This window comes from uncultured Friedmanniella sp. (assembly GCF_964244285.1).
GTDB lineage: Bacteria > Actinomycetota > Actinomycetes > Propionibacteriales > Propionibacteriaceae > Microlunatus.
Genome location: NZ_CAXTHT010000003.1, coordinates 336151 through 352274 on the forward strand (window position 1 = coordinate 336151; position 16124 = coordinate 352274).

Genomic DNA, 16124 nt, shown 5'->3' on the forward strand with positions numbered 1-16124 from the left:
TCGCATAGTAGGACTGTGTACTTGATCGGTTCAGCAGGCCGGTCCACCTGAGACCGGGGAACCGGGCTCGGCGCAGTAGGCCCGCCGTCGCGGATTTCTGTCAGACCGTCGCCGTAGCGTCAGCGGCGATGGTCGCCCGGGCGGCTCGTCCGTCTCCAACCCGAGGACTCCCCATGCCAGCCGAAGGAACGGTCACCGCCGTCGACCAGCCGACCGGACGTACCCGCACGGCCGAAGCCGCCCCGGTGCGGACCGCCCTGGACCGTCCGGCCGCGATCGCGCCGCCGTCCCCGCCGCGGGTGGGCCGCGACGGTCAGCCGCGACCGCGCCGGGCCAGCGCGAACCTGTGGCGGCTGCGCTACTACCTGCTGCCCTTCCGGGCCCGTTTCGTCGCGACGGCGGTCTTCGCCGCCGTCGGCACGGGGGCGACGATCGTCGTCCCGCTGGTCACCAAAGCCGTCATCGACGGCCCGATCGCCACGTCGGACCGGGCCGGCCTGTACGCGCTGGGCCTGCTCGCGATCACGCTCGGCATCGTCGAGGCCGCCCTGACCTTCCTGCGCCGCTGGGTCGTCTCGCGGGCCACCAACGGGGTCGAGTTCGCGATCCGCGCCGACATGTACGCCAAGCTCCAGACCCTGCCGATGGGCTTCCACGACCGCTGGCAGTCGGGTCAGCTGCTGTCGCGGATCATGAGCGACCTGGCCACGATCCGGCGCTTCCTCGGCTTCGGACTGCTCTTCATCCTCACCAACATCGCTCAGATCGCGGTCACCACCGCGATCCTGTTGCACATGTACTGGCCGCTGGGGCTGGTGGTCCTGGCCTCGACGGTGCCGATCACCGCCCTCTGCCTGCGCAACGAGCGGGCCTACACCCGGCTGTCGCGCCGCGTCCAGGACCAGACCGGTGACGTCGCGTCCGCGGTCGAGGAGGGGGCCTACGGCCTGCGCGCCATCAAGGCGTTCGGCCGCGGCCGGCACGTCTACCGCACGTTCGACGCCCGCAGCATCGCGCTGTACGAGACCTCGGTGGATCGGGTGCAGCTGAGCGCCCGCTTCTGGACCGTGCTCGCGGTGATCCCCAACCTCACCCTGATCGTCGTGCTCGGCCTCGGCGCGGTCGCGGCGGGCCAGGGCCGGCTCACGTTGGGTACGCTCGTCGCCTTCATCACCTTGATGCTGTCGCTGGTCTGGCCGGTGTCGGCGCTCGGCTTCCTGCTGGCGCAGGCGCAGGAGGCGATGACCGGCTCGGACCGGATCGCGGAGATCTTCGACTCCGAGAACGAGATCGCCGACGGCGAGCTGCGGCTGGACCAGGTGGCGGGTCGGCTGACCTTCGACGGCGCCGGCTTCCGGTTCGCCGACAGCGACACCGACGTCCTGCACGACCTGCACCTCGACATCGCACCCGGGGAGACCGTGGCCCTGGTCGGGGCGACCGGCTCGGGCAAGAGCGTGCTCACCTCGCTCGTGCCGCGGCTCTACGACGTGACCGCCGGGGCCATCCGGATCGACGGCACCGACATCCGCGACCTGCAGCTCAGCCAGCTGCGCCGGATCGTGGCCATCGCCTTCGAGGACCCGACGCTGTTCTCGATGTCGGCCCGGGAGAACCTCACCCTCGGCCGGCCGGACGCCAGCGACGCCGATGTGGAGGAGGCGATCGACGTCGCCCAGGCCCACTTCGTGCACGAGCTGCCCTGGGGGCTCGCGACCCGGATCGGCGAGCAGGGCATGAGCCTGTCCGGCGGTCAGCGACAGCGGCTCGCCCTCGCCCGCGCGGTGCTGGCCAAGCCGTCCGTCCTCGTGCTGGACGACACCCTCTCGGCGCTGGACATCCACACCGAGGCCCTGGTCGAGGAGGCGCTGCAGCGCGTGCTCGTCGGCGTGACCGGGATCGTGGTCGCCCACCGCGCCTCCACGGTGCTGCTGGCTGACCGGGTGGCGATGCTCCGCGGCGGCACGATCACCCACGTCGGCACCCACGCCGAGCTGCTGGCCGAGGTGCCGGAGTACCGGGCCCTGCTGTCGGCGGAGTACGACCTGGAGCTCGAGGACGAGCTTGCGAGTCCGACCATCCAGCTGGAGGGGGCCCGATGAGCGCCACGACCACGACGGGCACCTCGGTCTCGGCCGACCCCGCGATCGAGGAGTGGCGCGGGGTCGCGGCCGAGGGCGACGAAGGGATCACCGAGCGCGGCACCGTCTTCCTGCGCCGGCGCAGCCGGGCCCTGCTCGGGGACCTGCTGCGGCCGTACCGGCGCTGGATCTGGGTGCTGATCGCGGCGGTCGTGCTCGAGAACGTGGCCCGGCTGAGCATCCCGTGGCTCGTGCAGCGCGGGATCGACCTCGGGGTGCCGCCGCTGCTGGCCGGCGGCAGCGGGCGCTTCCTGTACGAGACCGTGGCGGCGATGGGGCTGGCCGTCGTCCTGCAGGCCGCCAGCCGTGTCTTCTTCCTGCGCAACTCCGGCACGGTCGGCCAGAAGGTGCTGCTGGAGCTGCGGCGGCGGCTCTTCCGGCACTTCCAGGAGCTGGACGTCCGGTTCCACGACCGCTACACCACCGGCCGGGTGGTCTCCCGGCTGACCAGTGACGTCGACGCGATCATGGAGCTGCTGGCCAACGGCTTCGACAGCCTGATCACCGCGGTGCTGACCATGGTCGGGGTCGGGGTGCTGCTTCTGGTGCTCGACCTGAAGCTGGGAGCGGTCTGCCTGCTCTGCTTCCCGGTGCTGATGCTGCTGGTGCGCTGGTTCTCGCGCGCCTCGTCGCGGACCTACCGGCGGGTGCGCGAGACGTCGGCGCTGACCATCGTGCAGTTCATCGAGACGATGACCGGGATCAAGGCCGTCCAGGCCTACCGGCGCGAGCACCGCAACTCCGAGATCTTCACCGACGTCGCCGGCCGCTACCGCGAGGCGAACGTCGAGTCTTTCCGGCTGGTCGCGATCTTCATGCCGTCGATCAAGCTGATCGGGAACCTGACCATCGGCGTGGTCCTGGTCTACGGCGGCTACCTGGTGATCTCGGGTGAGATGACCGTCGGCGTGCTGGCGGCGTTCCTGCTCTACCTGCGGATGTTCTTCGAGCCGATGCAGGACATCAGCCAGTTCTACAACACGTTCCAGTCCGCCTCGTCGGCGCTGGAGAAGCTGTCCGGCGTGCTCGAGGAACAGCCGTCGGTCGTCCAGCCGAGCTCGCCGACCCCGCTGCCCACCGCCCGGGGCGCGCTCCACCTGGAGCACGTGCACTTCGCCTACACGCCGGAGCGGCCGGTGCTGCCCGACCTGGAGCTGCGCATCCCCGAGGGCCAGACGGTCGCGCTGGTGGGGACGACCGGCGCCGGCAAGACGACGATCGCGAAGCTGATGGCGCGGTTCTACGACCCGGCCGCGGGCCGGGTGACCCTCGACGGGGTGGACCTGCGTGACCTGGCCGACGACGACCTGCGTCGGGCGGTGGTGATGGTCACCCAGGAGAACTTCATGTTCGACGGGACGGTCGCTGACAACATCGCCTTCGGCAAGCCGGGGGCCAGCCGGGCCGAGATCGAGAGCGCGGCCCGGGCTGTCGGCGTGCACGACTTCATCGCCACGTTGCCCCAGGGCTACGACACCGACGTGGCCAAGCGCGGCTCCCGGCTCTCGGCCGGTCAGCGGCAGCTGATCACGTTCGCCCGCGCGTTCCTCGCCGACCCGGCGGTGCTGATCCTCGACGAGGCGACCTCCAGCCTCGACGTGCCCAGTGAGCGGCTGGTGCAGCGGGCGCTGCAGACCATCCTCGCCTCCCGGACGGCGGTGATCATCGCCCACCGGCTGAGCACGGTCGAGATCGCCGACCGGGTGCTGGTGCTCGAGCACGGCCGGATCATCGAGGACGGGTCGCCACGCGAGCTGATGGCCGACCACGACGGTCGGTACGCCGCTCTGCACCAGGCCTGGGAGTCCTCCCTGGCCTAGGTGTCGTGCCTGGTCACCGGCGGAGCCAGCGGACGGCCTCGGCCACGGTCGTCACCAGAGCTACGCCCGGAGGTGGGGGTGGACGTTCGATCACCACCACCGGCAGGCCCAGGTCCGCGGCGGCGTCGAGCTTGGCCGCGGTCAGCGGACCGCCGGAGTCCTTGGTCAGCAGCCAGTCCACCCGGTGCGCGGCCATCAGCGTGCGTTCGGCCACCCGCTCGTACGGTCCGCGGGCCAGCAGCACCGTCCAGCGGACGGGCAGCGCGTGGTCCGGGGGGTCGACCACCCGGACCAGCACGTCCCGGTCCGCCCAGGGCGAGAAGTCGGGCAGCGACTGCCGCCCGGTGGTCAGGAACGGTCGGCGCGCGCAGCCGGCGGCGGCCCGCGCCGCCGAGGCGTCCGGCGCCCAGGTCCAGCGACCGGCGTCGGGGTGCCCGCGCCAGCCGGGCCGCTGCAGCCGGACCAGCGGGGTGCCGGTGAGCTCGGCGGCCCGGGCGGCCGAGGCCGAGATCCGCGCCGCGAACGGGTGGGTGGCGTCGACCACGGCGGCCACCTGCCGCTCGTCCAGGTAGCGGGCCAGTCCCCCGGGTCCGCCGAAGCCGCCGACGCGGACCTCACCTGCCGGCAGGGCCGGCCGCGAGACCCGGCCGGCCAGCGAGCTGACCACCGCGGCGCCGTCGGCGTCCAGCAGGCGGGCCAGCTCACGCGCCTCCCCGGTACCGCCCAGGACCAGGACGGTCACCGCCGGGCCGCCACGGCGGCGGCGAGGGCCGCTGCGACGCCGACCAGCAGGCTCAGCCGGGCGGCGGGAGCGATGTCGGAGGCGGCGACCGGACGGCTGCCTCCGAGGGTCCCGCGGTTCTCGGCCACGCCCTCGTAGACGTTGGTCCCGCCCAGCCGGATCCCCAGCACCCCGGCGAAGGACGCCTCGACCACCCCGGCGTTCGGGCTCGGGTGCCGCGCCGCGTCCCGCCGCCAGGCGCGCCAGCCGGCCGCCGCCGAGCCGCCGACCAGCGGCGCGACCGCCAGGGTCAGCAGGGCGCAGATCCGGGCCGGCAGCCAGTTCGCCACGTCGTCGAGCCGCGCGGCCGCCCACCCGAAGCGGAGGTACCGCGGCGACCGGTGGCCGACCATCGCGTCCAGGGTGTTGACCGCCCGGTACGCCAGCAGCCCGGGCACTCCGGCCACCGCACCCCAGAACAGCGGCGCGACCACCGCGTCCGAGGTGTTCTCGGCCACCGACTCGACGCAGGCCCGGGCGATCCCGGCGGCGTCCAGCTGCGACGGGTCCCGACCGACCAGGTTGCGGAGCTGGATGCGCGCCGCGGCCAGGTCGTCGCGGCCGAGCTGGCCGGCGACGGTGCCCGCCTCCCGCTGCAGCGACCGGCCGCCGAGCACCGTCCAGGTCGCGGCCGCGGTGACCAGCAGCCCCCCACCGGGCCGGTTCCGGACGGTCCGGCCGAGTCCGACGCCGAGGCCCGCCGCGGACCCGACCAGCACGCCGACGTGCAGGACACCCCGAGTGCGCGAGTCGCCGTACGTCCAGCCCTCGAGCCGCGCGGCGAGCCGGCCGAAGCCGGCCACCGGGTGTCCTCGGCGCGGATCCCCGAGCAGCTGGTCGGCGAGGAAGCCCAGCGCCAGCCCGGCCGCTAGGCTCCTCACTGATGTCCCTTCAGCACGAGCCTGGCGCAGCGAAGGTCCTGGTCACCGGCGGGGTGCGGTCGGGCAAGTCCCGGTACGCCGAGGCGCTGCTGGCCGGCCGGGACGACGTCCGCTACGTCGCGCCGGGCCAGCGGGCCGACCCGGCCACCGACCCCGAGTGGGCCGCCCGCGTCGCCGCCCACCAGGCCAGCCGGCCGGCCGCGTGGCAGACCGCGGAGACGATCGACCTCGGCGGGGCCATCAGGACGGCCGGGGCCGCGGTGCTGGTCGACTGCCTCGGTACCTGGGTAGCGGGGGTGGTGGACGCGCTCGACACCTGGGACGAGCCGCTGCGCGAGTGGCGGAGCCGTTTCGACGAGCATCTCGACGCCCTGCTCGACGCGTGGCGCGCGCACCCCGGAACGCTGGTGGCGGTGACCAACGAGGTGGGCTGGGGGCTGGTCTCCGAGCACCGGTCGGGCCGGGTCTTCACCGACCTGCTGGGCCGGGTCAACCAGGCTGTCGCGGCCGAGTGCGACGACGTCGTCCTGGTCGTCGCCGGCCGCGCCCTGCACCTGCCGGCGCCGGGCCGCTGATCGCGCCGGCCCTCGGCGAAGCCCCGGACCCGGTCGGCTCGGCAGGCCGGTCACCAGCGGGTCACCGCCCCCAGCAGCATCACGGTCAGCGCCAGCTCCACGCAGGCGCCCATCACGTCCCCGGTCACCCCGCCCAGCCGGTGCACGCACCACGCCACCAGCGTTGAGACGGCGATGAGGGCGACGAAGGCCACCAGGACGCCGTCGAGGACACCGGTGCTCAGCAAGGACCAGACCAGCGCCAGGGCGCCCCCGACGACCAGCCAGGTCGCGACGGCCCAGCGGACCGGCACCGACCCGGCCACCGCGGCGCCGAGCCCCTCCGGCCGCGCGGCCCGCACCCCCTGCACGCACACCACCGAGAGCGCGGCCCGCGAGCAGCAGACCAGCACCGCCACCGCCACCGCCGACTTCCACCCGCCGTCCAGGCTGCCGATCACCCCCGCCTGCACGCCGAGCACCAGCACCAGCGCCACCACGCCCATCGGCCCGACGTCACCGCGGCGCATCACCTCGAGTGCCCGCTCGCGGTTCCAGCCCGAGCCGAGGCCGTCGACGGTGTCGGCGAGCCCGTCGAGGTGCAGCGCCCGGGTGCCCAGGGCCAGCGTGGCCACCGTGACCAGGCCCGCCACCGCTCGTGGCCAGTCCAGCCCATCGGCCAGCCAGCTCACCGCTCCGGCCAGCAGGGCCAGCGGCACGACGGCCAGCGGGCCCAGCAGCATCGCCCACCGGGCCACGGACCGGTCGACCCGGTCGATGTGCCCGGTCGGCAGCACCGTCAGGGTGCCGACGGCCAGCCGCAGCCCCGTCCGCGCCGTCGCCAGGCTCACCGCGTGCCTCGGGTCGCCGGGGCGCTCAGGGAGCCAGGTCCGACAGCAGCGCCATCCCGTCCAGCAGCAGCGCCGCGGAGCGGACCAGCGGCAGGGCGGTGAGCGCGCCGGAGCCTTCGCCCAGCCGGAGCCCCAGGTCGAGCAGCGGTTCGAGGCCGAGCTTGTCCAGGGCCAGCCGCTGGGCGGGTTCGGTCGAGCGGTGCCCGGCGGCGCACCAGGCGACCACGCCGGGCTCGAGGTCCTCGGCCACGCACAGCTCGGCGACCGGCACGATGCCGTCGAGCAGGACCGGCACCCCCGCGCGGGCCGCGGCGACCAGGAACCCGGCGCCCGCAGCCAGGTCGGCCGAGCCCAGTGCCGCGAGCCGCTGTCGGGGGTCGGCCGCGCGGCGGCCCGTACGCCGCAGCGCCTGCGCCACCACCTCGGTCTTGTGCGCCAGCCGAACGTCGTCCACCCCGGTGCCCCGGCCGACGACCTGCTCGGCGTCGGCGCCCAGGCTGGCCGCGACCAGCGCGGCGGCGGGCGTGGTGTTGCCGATGCCCATGTCCCCGACGACCAGCAGGTCGGCCCCGGCCGCGATCTCAGCCTCGGCGATCGCCGTCCCCGCCGCGATCGCGGCGTCGGTCTCGGCCCCGGTCAGGGCGTCCTCACGGTCGATCGAGCCGGACGAGCGCCGGACCTTGTACGCCCCGACGGCCGTCCCGAGGTCGGACAGGTCCGCGTCCACGCCGAGGTCCAGCACGCGCAGGGCGACGTCGTGCTGACGGGCGAGCACGCTGGCCCCGGCCACGCCGGCGACAAAGGCGCGCACCATGGCGGCCGTGACCTCACGCGGGTACGCGGACACACCGTCCCGTGACTCCCCGGCGGTGACTCCGTGGTCGCCGGCCAGGACCACCGCCCGGACGGCGGACGGGGGCCGGGGCGGGCACACGCCCTGACAGGCGGCGAGCCAGGCGGCGAGGTCCTCGAGCCGGCCGAGGGCGCCCGTGGGTTTCGCCAGGGCGGCCAGCCGCTGCTCGGCCGCGTGCCGGGCCGTCGCCGAAGGTGCGGTCAGCATGCTCAGCGGCGGGCCTCGGCGAGGGTGCGGCGCTCGACCGGCGTCGACCGGGCGGTCAGCCGGTGGGCGAGCTCGGACAGGGTCACGCCGAGCACGGACCACAGGGTCAGCTCGGTCAGGAAGCTGGCCCTGCGAAAGCTGTAGAGCACCGACGCGGGAAAGTCCTCCGGCACCTCGTCGTAGCGCGGCAGCAGGCCCGAGGCCACGAGCGTGACCAGAATGAAGCCGGCGACGCAGGCCAACCCGGAGTACCAGGCCCCCCACCGTGCCGCCAGCCGCCGGCCGACCAGCAGTGCGGTCACTCCCGCGACGACCGCGATCGCGACCATCGTGAAGTACAGACCCGTGCGGTAGCCGATGGTGTCGCTGTGACCGACGGCCGGCGGGTTCGGCGGGTAGGTCAGGAAGGGCAGCACGTAGACCGTGGCGAAGCCGACGCCGGTGACCAGCAGGGTGGTGGCCCGGACGCGCAGCCGGCCGAAACGGCCGAGCGCGAGCGCGCTGACCACCCCGAGGAGTCCGCCGAGCGTGACACCGGCGACCGACGTGGCGGTCAGGAGCCCGACCGTGGACTGCAGGGAGCGGGGGACGACCGTTCCGGTCTCCTCCGCGGGCTCCTCACCGGAGCCGGTGGCCGCCGGCTCGTCGGCGTGGACGTGTCCGCTGCCCCCGGACTCCTCGATCGCGATCGAGGTCCGCACCGACGGCTCGCCGACGGCGTAGGCCACACCGAAGGCGAGGATGCCGGCGACCAGGCCTGCGAGCAGGCCGCGGAGCAGGAAGTGGCGCGCGGAGATCACCGTGGCCGCGCTCAGTGGCACGGGAAGCCGAGGAGGTGTCGCCCGTCGTGCACCCACTCGTGCACGGCGTTGCCGGCGATCAGGGACGTCGCGCCCTCCTCCGCCGAGACGAAGTACCAGCAGACCAGCATCAGCAGCGCGGCGAGGAGCAGCCAGGGCAGCACCTGCCGAACGGGGAATGGGGCGATCGTCGCCCCGGGTCCGGCGACGATCGCGGGCAGGGCGGTAGTGGCGTCGGTCATGGTTCCTCCTGGGGTTACGGCGACCCGCATCTGACTTCCCGGAGGCAGGGTCTGGCTCGAGTGGCATCCGGGCCGGCGGAGCAGTCTCCGCCTGTCCGGTCCGCTCCTACAGTGGCGCGACCGCGTCGGGGTTAGACCGACTTCCTGGTCCCTCAGGGTGCTCGAACTGTAGCCCCCGGCCCCGGGGCCAGCAAGGCGACCCCTCGCAGACCCCGGACTAAGGGCCCGGCCCACGGCCCTGCCGATGGTCCCGCCGGGGGTGCCCGAATGACCCGCGCCATTCCGTTCTTTCTCCTCTGAGCCGAATGCCCGGCCGTTGACAGGATTTGTCGTGCGAGGTCCTCGGGGGGAAATCGACTCGCGCCGTACATGTCCCGAGGAGCTGTCATGCGAGTCTCAACCGCAGCCTTTGCCCTTTCCGCGATCACCGTCGCGAGCTCGCTGCTCGCGACGCCGGCGGTGGCCGCTCCCTCCTCGCTCTCTTCTGCTGCGGTCGCCAGCTCGACCGCCTCCTCCTCGCGGCCCACGCAGTTCATCAAGGTCTCCGCCGAGTCCTCCCCCGGCAACGCCACCTTCCACTGGTCCCACGACGGCCGCAACACCACCGGCTACGTCCTGGAGACGGCCCTCACCCCGTTCAGCAAGAGCAGCAGCAGCAGCCTGCCGACCAAGGGTCGCCACGACCGCGTCTGGGCCATCCCCGCCTCGGCCCGCTCCTTCACCCTGTCGGGTGACCAGCTGGCCGCCGCCGGTGCCCCGGCCGGCTCCGGCAACTACCTCTACTACCGCCTCTACGCCCGCAACGCCAACGGCAAGGGCGTCGCCGCCGAACGGGCCTTTCCCAACCTCGGCGCGGTGATGCCCGAGACCGCGAAGGTCTCGGGCACCGGCATCCGGATCGCGAGCTTCAACGTCCGCACGGCCCGCGCCACCTCCGACAGCCGTCCGTGGCTCACCCGCCGCACCGACGTGGCCGCGGAGATCATCGACCGCGCTCCGAAGGTCGTCGCCCTTCAGGAGCTCGGGCCGGGTCGGGCGGACGGCAAGACCGGCACCACGAACGGCGCCATGCGGCAGACGACCAGCCTGCTGGACTCGCTGCAGAAGCAGGGCGCCGGCAACTACCGCCTGGTCCGCAGCACGCCCTACGTCGAGCCGGGGAAGGCCACGGCCACCCAGGGCATGCGGCTGCTCTACGACTCCGACCGGGTCTCCCTGGTGAGCGACTGCAGCGAGAAGACGGGCAAGCGCAACTACTCCAGCGACTGCAGCTTCGACCTGCCGCTGCTGCCCGGTGACAGCGCCGGCCTCCGGCGCCACGCGGCCTACGCGGAGTTCCGTGACCTGAGCAGCGGCAAGCGCTTCTACGTCGTCTCCGCCCACTTCGACGTCCGGCACTCCAAGAACGCCGCGAAGGAGAAGTCCTACACGAAGCTGCGGGCCCAGCAGATGCAGACGATCGTCGACAAGATGGCCGCCGTCAACACCGGCGACCTGCCCCTGGTCGTGGCCGGCGACACGAACTCCTGGCAGACCGTCTCGGCCGGCAACGGGCCCCACGACACCCTGGTCGACAACGGCTTCTCCGACACCGCCGCCGCCCCCACCGCGCTCAACCTCCAGTACTCCACGTTCAACGGTTTCGCCACCACCCAGCACCTCTACAAGCAGGGCTTCGGCTCCCGTCTCGACGTGATCATGACCAAGGGCTTCGCCGGCGCCACCCGGTTCGAGAACGTGACCAAGGGGACCGACCGCTCCCGGGCTTCCGACCACAACATGATCGTCGCCGACACCGTCCTCTAGACCGCTCGACCGAGGCCGCCCCGCGGCCTCCCGCGAAGCCCCTGCCATGCAGAGGAGTAGGGGGATCATGAAGCCCGGCGCCGCGAAAGCGGGGCCGGGCTTCATGCCGTCCGACGGTCACCGGCAGCCGGGTCGGACATCATCGCCCACCGGAGCCGAGAATGTCTCGGATTGGTCACCTGGATATCGGAAACATCACGATAACTGAGGTGATCCGAGGCCATTCTGGAGCAGTCCCTGAGTATTCGGGACTTTAGTCCCCCGACGTCAGGACTAAAAGGCCTACGAGGCGCCAGGGCGCAGGCGTTCAATTGATCCATGAGCCAGAACACGGTGCTGGACAGCCAGGGTGCTTTTCCCCCCGAGTACACCAGCCGCGCCGTCCCCCCCGAGCTGTCCGTCGTCCCGGTCGGGCCGGCCGCCCCGGCCGTCGACCCCGTCCGGTCCCTGGCGGAGTCGTGGCACCGCCAGTCGGCGTCGGACTGGTCCGTGCCGGTGCAACGCCCCTTCGACGCGCAGTACTGGGCGTGCTGGCTGGTCGCTGTGGTCTTCCCGGTGCTGGTCGGCTACCTGCTGCTCGCCCGCTGAGCGGCACCAGACCGGGGTCACGGCAGACGTGGACCACTTCTCGGGCTGAGCCATCATGACGGCGACCACGCCGGCGTATCGCTGGCTTTACCTCCCCTCAGCCCCTAGCCTGGGCGCGGTGATCCCCCCGAATCGCGACCCGGCTGCGACCCCGGAGCCGCCGCCCGGCGATCCGGTGCCGGCGATGCCGGTCGAGGAGCTGATGGGCCAGCTGGCCCAGCGCGCAGCGGAGATCATCACGGCCCAGCAGCGGCTGCGGGGGCTGCTTGCGGCGAACCGGTCCATCGTGGCCGAGCTCTCCCTCACCAGGGCCTGCCAGCGCATCGTCGAGGCGGCCCGCGAGACCGCCGGGGCACGCTACGCGGCCATGGGCGTGCTCGGCCCGGACGGCGGCCTGGACACGCTGGTGCACAGCGGGATGGACGACGACACGGTCAACGCGATCGAGAGCTTCCCCGTCGGTCGCGGGCTGCTCGGTCACCTCGAGGGCTACCCGCAGCCTGTCCGGGTGGCCGACGTCGGAGCCGACGCCCGGGCTCACGGGTTCCCGGAGGGGCACCCGCGGATGCGGTCCTTCCTCGGGGTGCCGGTCCAGGCGGGCGGGGCCGACTACGGACACCTGTACCTGGCCGAGCCCCTGCACGGCGGGGAGTTCAGCGAGCAGGACGAGCAGCTGGTGGCCGCGCTGGCCGCCACCGCCGGCATCGCCGTCGAGAACGCCCGCCTCTACGAGGAGTCGCGACGTCGGCAGGAGTGGCTGCTGGCCTCCAGCGAGATCAGCCAACGGCTGATGGGCCTGGGCGAGCGTCAGGGCGAGGACGAGGTCTGGCGGTTGATCACGGCCACCGTCCGCCAGCTCGCCGACGCCGACGTGGTGTCGCTGATCATGCCGGTCGGGGACGACGAGCGGGAGCTGGAGGTGACTGTGTGCTCCGGCACCGGCCACGAGCAGCTGGAAGGTCTGCGTTACCTCCGGGCGGGCAGCGTCGCCGGGGCGGTGATGCAGGACGGGCACCGGGTGGTGCTCGTCTCGGGCGAGCACGGGGAGATCCGGGACCTGCGCGATGTCGAGCAGACGTCGGGGCCTGCCATGGTGCTGCCGCTGCGGGGCGAGCTCGGCTCCCGCGGGGTACTGGCCATCGGTCGCCGGCCGGGATCCCTGCCCTTCACCTCGGCCGACGTCGACATGGCCGAGGACTTCGCGGGCCAGGCGGCCATCGCGACCGAGCTGGCCTCCGCACGCTCGGCGCAGCAGCGGTTGGTCGCGCTCGAGGACCGGGAACGGATCGCCCGCGACCTGCACGACCACGTGATCCAGCGGCTCTTCGCCACCGGGCTCACCCTGCAGAGCACCGCCGGAACGACCGCCAGCACGGTGGTGCGCGACCGGCTGATCCAGACCGTCGAGGAGCTGGACGAGACGATCCGGCAGATCCGCACCTCGATCTTCGCGCTCAAGTACTCCAGGCCGACCGTGAGCTCCGTCCGGGCCACGGTGCTGACCGCCGTCGACGACGTCGCGGCGGCCCTGGGGTTCCGCCCCGAGACACACCTGGTCGGGCCGATCGACACGCTCGCCGACGAGAGCCTGGTGACCGACGTCTCGGCCGTCCTGCACGAGGCCCTGGCCAACGTCGTCCGGCACGCTCGGGCCTCCAGCGCCTCCGTCACCGTGAGCGCCGCCGGCGGCCGGCTGACCGTCCTCGTCCTCGACGACGGCCGGGGGATGGGCCGGGACGTGCGCCTCAGCGGACTGGCGCAGCTGCGGGACCGGGCCGAGCAGCACGAGGGGGCGATGACTCTCGACGAACCCGAGGGGGGAGGGACGCGGCTGACATGGTCGGTACCGCTGACATGAGGGGCGCCGCTGACCTGACCGGGACGGGGCCGGATGCCCGGACGATGGGCGTCTTCATCGTGGACGAGGAGGAGCTGGTCCGCCGTGGCCTGGTCGACCTCCTCACCAGTTACGAGGACATCGCCGTGGTGGGCACCGCCGGCTCGGCGGGGGAGGCGCTGGCCCAGATCGCCGACGCCAGGCCGCAGCTGGTGCTGCTGGACGCACGGCTGCCCGAGGGGGCCGGCATCTCCGCCTGCCGGGCGCTGCGGGCCGCCGACCCCGACCTGCGCTGCCTGGTGCTGACCTCGTTCGACGACGACGAGGCGCTGCTGGCTGCGGTGCTCGCCGGCGCCGCCGGCTACCTGGTCAAGCAGATCGTCGGCTCCAGCCTGGTCGACGGGGTCCGGCGGGTGGCGCAGGGGGAGTCCCTGCTCGACGTGGCCGCGATCGAGGCGCTGCTGGAGCGGCTCCGGGTGGCGTCCGAGGGCGATGCCGGGACCAGTCCGCTGCTGCCCGAGGAGCGGCAGGTGCTGGACCTGGTGGCCCAGGGTCGCACGGACCCGGAGGTGATGGCGGCGCTGTCGCTGCCGGCCGAGACGGTCCAGCAGCTCGTGTCCAGCATCTTCGTCAAGCTCGGACCCCGCGGCCCTGCCGCCAGCCCCCTCCTGGCCGCCGGTCGCCGGGGTCTGGCGCCCCGGCCGGACGGGTCCGGCGGCTGAGCGCTGGGTAGGGTGCCGGGCATGACCGGAGGGGCGCTCGCGGCGCCGGAGGCGGTGCGTCCCGGACGTCTGGTCCAGATCCTGGTCCAGCACCCGTCGGCGGTGCTCTTGGTCGTACAGCTCTGCGGGGTGCTGCTCTACCCGTTCGCGGAGGGCCCCGGCTGGCGCCGTGGCGTGGTCGAGGTGTTCGGCGCCCTCGTGCTGGGGCTCGCCATCTGGTCGGTGCGCAAGTCCCCGACCCCCACCTGGGTGGCGCTGATCCTCGGGGTCGCCGCATCCGCCCTCTCGATCGCGGACGCCCTGCAACCCAGCGTCGGGCTGGAGCTGGCGTCGGCGGTCGTCCACGCCCTGTTCTACTTCTGGGCCGCCGGCAACCTGATGACCTACATGCTGGCCGACTCCGACGTGACCCGCGACGAGCTGTACGCCGTCGGGGCCACGTTCACGCTGGTCGCGTGGGCCTTCGCGTACCTGTTCGTCGGGCTGCAGATCGTGCAGCCCGGTTGCTTCACCGCCGCCGTCGACCCGGAGCAGCCGCGCACCTGGATGGAGCTGCTGTTCCTGAGCTTCACCAACCTGTCGAGCACCGGGCTGTCCGACATCGTCCCGATCAGGGCGTACGCCCGCTCGGTGGTGATGATCGAGCAGCTGGCCGGGCTGGCCTACGTCGCCCTCTTCGTCTCTCGCGTGGTGGGCCTGACGCTGGCCCGGCGCCGGTGACGGCACGCCCGCAGCGGCTGCGGTTCCGGGCCCACGCCCCGACCGCCCGCGCGTCCGCCCTGGTCTTCGGCGACGACGGGCCGCTGAGGTCCCTGCCGCCGGCCGTGGCGACGGGCGGCGCAGCGGCGTCCGGGTGGGCGTGGTGCGGGCCGGAGCCGGCCTGCGGCCAGAGCGCCGAGGCCGAGGGCTGGCGGGTCCTGGTGAGCGATCGGCTTCGTGGGCCGGACGTGGGCCGCTGGACGGGTCTGGGCCTGGCTGAGGTGGCCGCGGCCGACCCCGAGGGTCTGAGCCGCTGGCTCAGCGACCCGGACGCCCGGCCCCACGGCGGCGAGACCCTGACCGAGCTGGTCAGCCGCGTCGGCGACCTGCTGCGGCAGCCGGAACCGAACACCGACGAGCAGCCCGGACTCTGGGTGGTGACCCCGCTGGTCGTCCGGGCCCTGGTGGTGGCCGCGCTGGACGCGCCGGCCGTGGTGATCTTCTCCGTGGACGTGGGCTTCGGTGGCGAGGTCCAGCTCTCCGGCTCGGGGCGGACCTGGCGGCTGCAGAGCCTGAGCCGGGGGTAGGGACCAGCGAGGCAGGGTCAGGGGCGGAATCCCGCGACGGCACCGATCACCGTGACCGCGGGCGGCCGCAGACCGGCCTCGCTGGTCCGGGCGGCGATGTCGGCCACGGCCCCGCGGACGTCCCGCTGGCTGGGCAGGCCGCCGTCGGCGACGGTCATCGCCGGGGTCGCCGGATCGAGCCCGGCGGCCGTCAGCGCCGCGGTGATGGCGGGCAGCGTGGCCACCCCCATCAGCACCACCAGGGTGGTGTTCGTCCGGGCCAGGGCGGCCCAGTCCAGCGTCGACCCCGGATCACCGGGCGGCAGGTGGCCGGACACCACGGTGAAGCCCTGCGTCAGCTGGCGGTGGGTGAGCGGGACGCCGGCCAGCGCGGGCGCCGCCAGCGCCGACGAGACGCCGGGGATGACGCGAACAGGGAGCCCGGCCGCCGCGCAGGCCTGCCACTCCTCACCGCCCCGGCCGAAGACAAAGCTGTCGCCACCCTTGAGCCGGACCACCCGGCGGCCCGTCCGGCCGTGCTCGACCAGCAGCTCGTTGATGCGTTCCTGGGAGGTGAACGCCCCCCGCGGGATCTTCGCGACGTCGATCACCTCGGCGCCGGGACGGACCTGCTGCAGCACGGCCAGTGGCGCGAGCCGGTCGCAGACCACCACATCGGCCGTCCGGACGGCCTCCAGGCCGGCGACCGTGAGCAGCCCTGGGTCGCCCGGTCCGCCACCCACCAGGACCACCTCACCGCCGTCGGCTCTCAGCTG

At 73.5% G+C, this 16124-nt stretch carries 16 protein-coding genes; 9 read left to right on the top strand and 7 right to left on the bottom strand.

The window, feature by feature from the left end; genetic code table 11:
• The first annotated feature begins 173 nt into the window (after positions 1-173).
• Positions 174-2102 carry an ABC transporter ATP-binding protein gene (locus ACFE7W_RS09625; RefSeq protein ID WP_375424544.1) on the top strand — a complete coding sequence of 643 codons (1929 nt, stop codon included), beginning with the start codon at positions 174-176 and terminating at the stop codon, positions 2100-2102.
• Entirely contained in the window at positions 2099-3961 is a 1863-nt protein-coding gene (locus ACFE7W_RS09630; RefSeq protein ID WP_375424545.1) for an ABC transporter ATP-binding protein, read from the top strand. The genes ACFE7W_RS09625 and ACFE7W_RS09630 overlap by 4 nt, the downstream gene beginning before the upstream one ends.
• 13 nt (positions 3962-3974) lie before the next feature.
• Here the strand turns inward: ACFE7W_RS09630 and ACFE7W_RS09635 are convergent, their stop codons facing one another.
• Positions 3975-4703 carry a cobalt-precorrin-6A reductase gene (locus ACFE7W_RS09635; protein WP_375424546.1) on the bottom strand — a complete coding sequence of 243 codons (729 nt, stop codon included), beginning with the start codon at positions 4701-4703 and terminating at the stop codon, positions 3975-3977.
• Positions 4700-5623 (bottom strand): cobalamin biosynthesis protein, encoded by a 924-nt coding sequence (locus ACFE7W_RS09640; RefSeq protein ID WP_375424547.1) that lies wholly within the window; start codon positions 5621-5623, stop codon positions 4700-4702. Before ACFE7W_RS09640 ends, ACFE7W_RS09635 begins: the two co-directional genes overlap by 4 nt.
• 2 nt (positions 5624-5625) lie before the next feature.
• On the opposite strand from ACFE7W_RS09640, the gene cobU reads away from it, so the two are divergent.
• Positions 5626-6198: a bifunctional adenosylcobinamide kinase/adenosylcobinamide-phosphate guanylyltransferase gene (gene cobU, locus ACFE7W_RS09645; RefSeq protein ID WP_375424548.1), complete on the top strand. Its 573-nt coding sequence runs from the start codon at positions 5626-5628 to the stop codon at positions 6196-6198.
• A 50-nt stretch (positions 6199-6248) separates the two neighbouring features.
• On the opposite strand, the gene ACFE7W_RS09650 is transcribed toward cobU, so the two are convergent.
• Genes ACFE7W_RS09650 through ACFE7W_RS09665 form a run of 4 tightly spaced genes read right to left on the bottom strand, consistent with a single transcriptional unit; the run spans position 6249 to position 9130 of the window.
• Positions 6249-7028 (bottom strand): adenosylcobinamide-GDP ribazoletransferase, encoded by a 780-nt coding sequence (locus ACFE7W_RS09650; protein ID WP_375424549.1) that lies wholly within the window; start codon positions 7026-7028, stop codon positions 6249-6251.
• A gap of 25 nt (positions 7029-7053) precedes the next feature.
• Entirely contained in the window at positions 7054-8088 is a 1035-nt protein-coding gene (cobT, locus tag ACFE7W_RS09655; protein WP_375424550.1) for a nicotinate-nucleotide--dimethylbenzimidazole phosphoribosyltransferase, read from the bottom strand.
• A 2-nt stretch (positions 8089-8090) separates the two neighbouring features.
• Complete coding sequence (locus ACFE7W_RS09660) at positions 8091-8909, bottom strand: CbtA family protein (RefSeq protein ID WP_375424551.1); 819 nt, start codon at positions 8907-8909, stop codon at positions 8091-8093.
• A complete protein-coding gene (locus ACFE7W_RS09665; RefSeq protein ID WP_375424552.1) occupies positions 8900-9130 on the bottom strand; it encodes a CbtB-domain containing protein in 231 nt (76 codons plus the stop codon). Before ACFE7W_RS09665 ends, ACFE7W_RS09660 begins: the two co-directional genes overlap by 10 nt.
• A gap of 387 nt (positions 9131-9517) precedes the next feature.
• On the opposite strand from ACFE7W_RS09665, the gene ACFE7W_RS09670 reads away from it, so the two are divergent.
• The 6 genes from ACFE7W_RS09670 to ACFE7W_RS09695 all read left to right on the top strand — a co-directional run bounded on the left by ACFE7W_RS09670 (position 9518) and on the right by ACFE7W_RS09695 (position 15369).
• Complete coding sequence (locus ACFE7W_RS09670; protein WP_375424553.1) at positions 9518-10936, top strand: endonuclease/exonuclease/phosphatase family protein; 1419 nt, start codon at positions 9518-9520, stop codon at positions 10934-10936.
• Positions 10937-11254: 318 nt separating this feature from the next.
• Positions 11255-11524 (top strand): hypothetical protein, encoded by a 270-nt coding sequence (locus ACFE7W_RS09675; RefSeq protein ID WP_375424554.1) that lies wholly within the window; start codon positions 11255-11257, stop codon positions 11522-11524.
• A 118-nt stretch (positions 11525-11642) separates the two neighbouring features.
• Positions 11643-13382 (top strand): GAF domain-containing sensor histidine kinase, encoded by a 1740-nt coding sequence (locus ACFE7W_RS09680; protein ID WP_375424555.1) that lies wholly within the window; start codon positions 11643-11645, stop codon positions 13380-13382.
• Positions 13379-14083 carry a response regulator gene (locus ACFE7W_RS09685; RefSeq protein ID WP_375424556.1) on the top strand — a complete coding sequence of 235 codons (705 nt, stop codon included), beginning with the start codon at positions 13379-13381 and terminating at the stop codon, positions 14081-14083. Before ACFE7W_RS09680 ends, ACFE7W_RS09685 begins: the two co-directional genes overlap by 4 nt.
• A gap of 21 nt (positions 14084-14104) precedes the next feature.
• Positions 14105-14803, top strand: a complete 699-nt coding sequence (locus ACFE7W_RS09690; RefSeq protein WP_375424557.1) for an ion channel — start codon at positions 14105-14107, stop codon at positions 14801-14803.
• A complete protein-coding gene (locus ACFE7W_RS09695; protein WP_375424558.1) occupies positions 14800-15369 on the top strand; it encodes a histidine phosphatase family protein in 570 nt (189 codons plus the stop codon). Before ACFE7W_RS09690 ends, ACFE7W_RS09695 begins: the two co-directional genes overlap by 4 nt.
• Positions 15370-15386: 17 nt before the next feature.
• Here ACFE7W_RS09695 and cobA read toward each other — a convergent pair whose 3' ends face one another.
• A complete protein-coding gene (gene cobA / locus ACFE7W_RS09700; protein ID WP_375424864.1) occupies positions 15387-16121 on the bottom strand; it encodes a uroporphyrinogen-III C-methyltransferase in 735 nt (244 codons plus the stop codon).
• Positions 16122-16124 lie beyond the last annotated feature (3 nt).

Coding starts and splice junctions, on each gene's coding strand:
- ACFE7W_RS09625 (WP_375424544.1), top strand. CDS start 174: ATGCCAGCCGAAGGAACGGTCACCGCCGTCGACCAGCCGACCGGACGT.
- ACFE7W_RS09630 (WP_375424545.1), top strand. CDS start 2,099: ATGAGCGCCACGACCACGACGGGCACCTCGGTCTCGGCCGACCCCGCG.
- cobU (WP_375424548.1), top strand. CDS start 5,626: ATGTCCCTTCAGCACGAGCCTGGCGCAGCGAAGGTCCTGGTCACCGGC.
- cobT (WP_375424550.1), bottom strand. CDS start 8,088: ATGCTGACCGCACCTTCGGCGACGGCCCGGCACGCGGCCGAGCAGCGG.
- ACFE7W_RS09665 (WP_375424552.1), bottom strand. CDS start 9,130: ATGACCGACGCCACTACCGCCCTGCCCGCGATCGTCGCCGGACCCGGG.
- ACFE7W_RS09670 (WP_375424553.1), top strand. CDS start 9,518: ATGCGAGTCTCAACCGCAGCCTTTGCCCTTTCCGCGATCACCGTCGCG.
- ACFE7W_RS09675 (WP_375424554.1), top strand. CDS start 11,255: ATGAGCCAGAACACGGTGCTGGACAGCCAGGGTGCTTTTCCCCCCGAG.
- ACFE7W_RS09685 (WP_375424556.1), top strand. CDS start 13,379: ATGAGGGGCGCCGCTGACCTGACCGGGACGGGGCCGGATGCCCGGACG.
- ACFE7W_RS09690 (WP_375424557.1), top strand. CDS start 14,105: ATGACCGGAGGGGCGCTCGCGGCGCCGGAGGCGGTGCGTCCCGGACGT.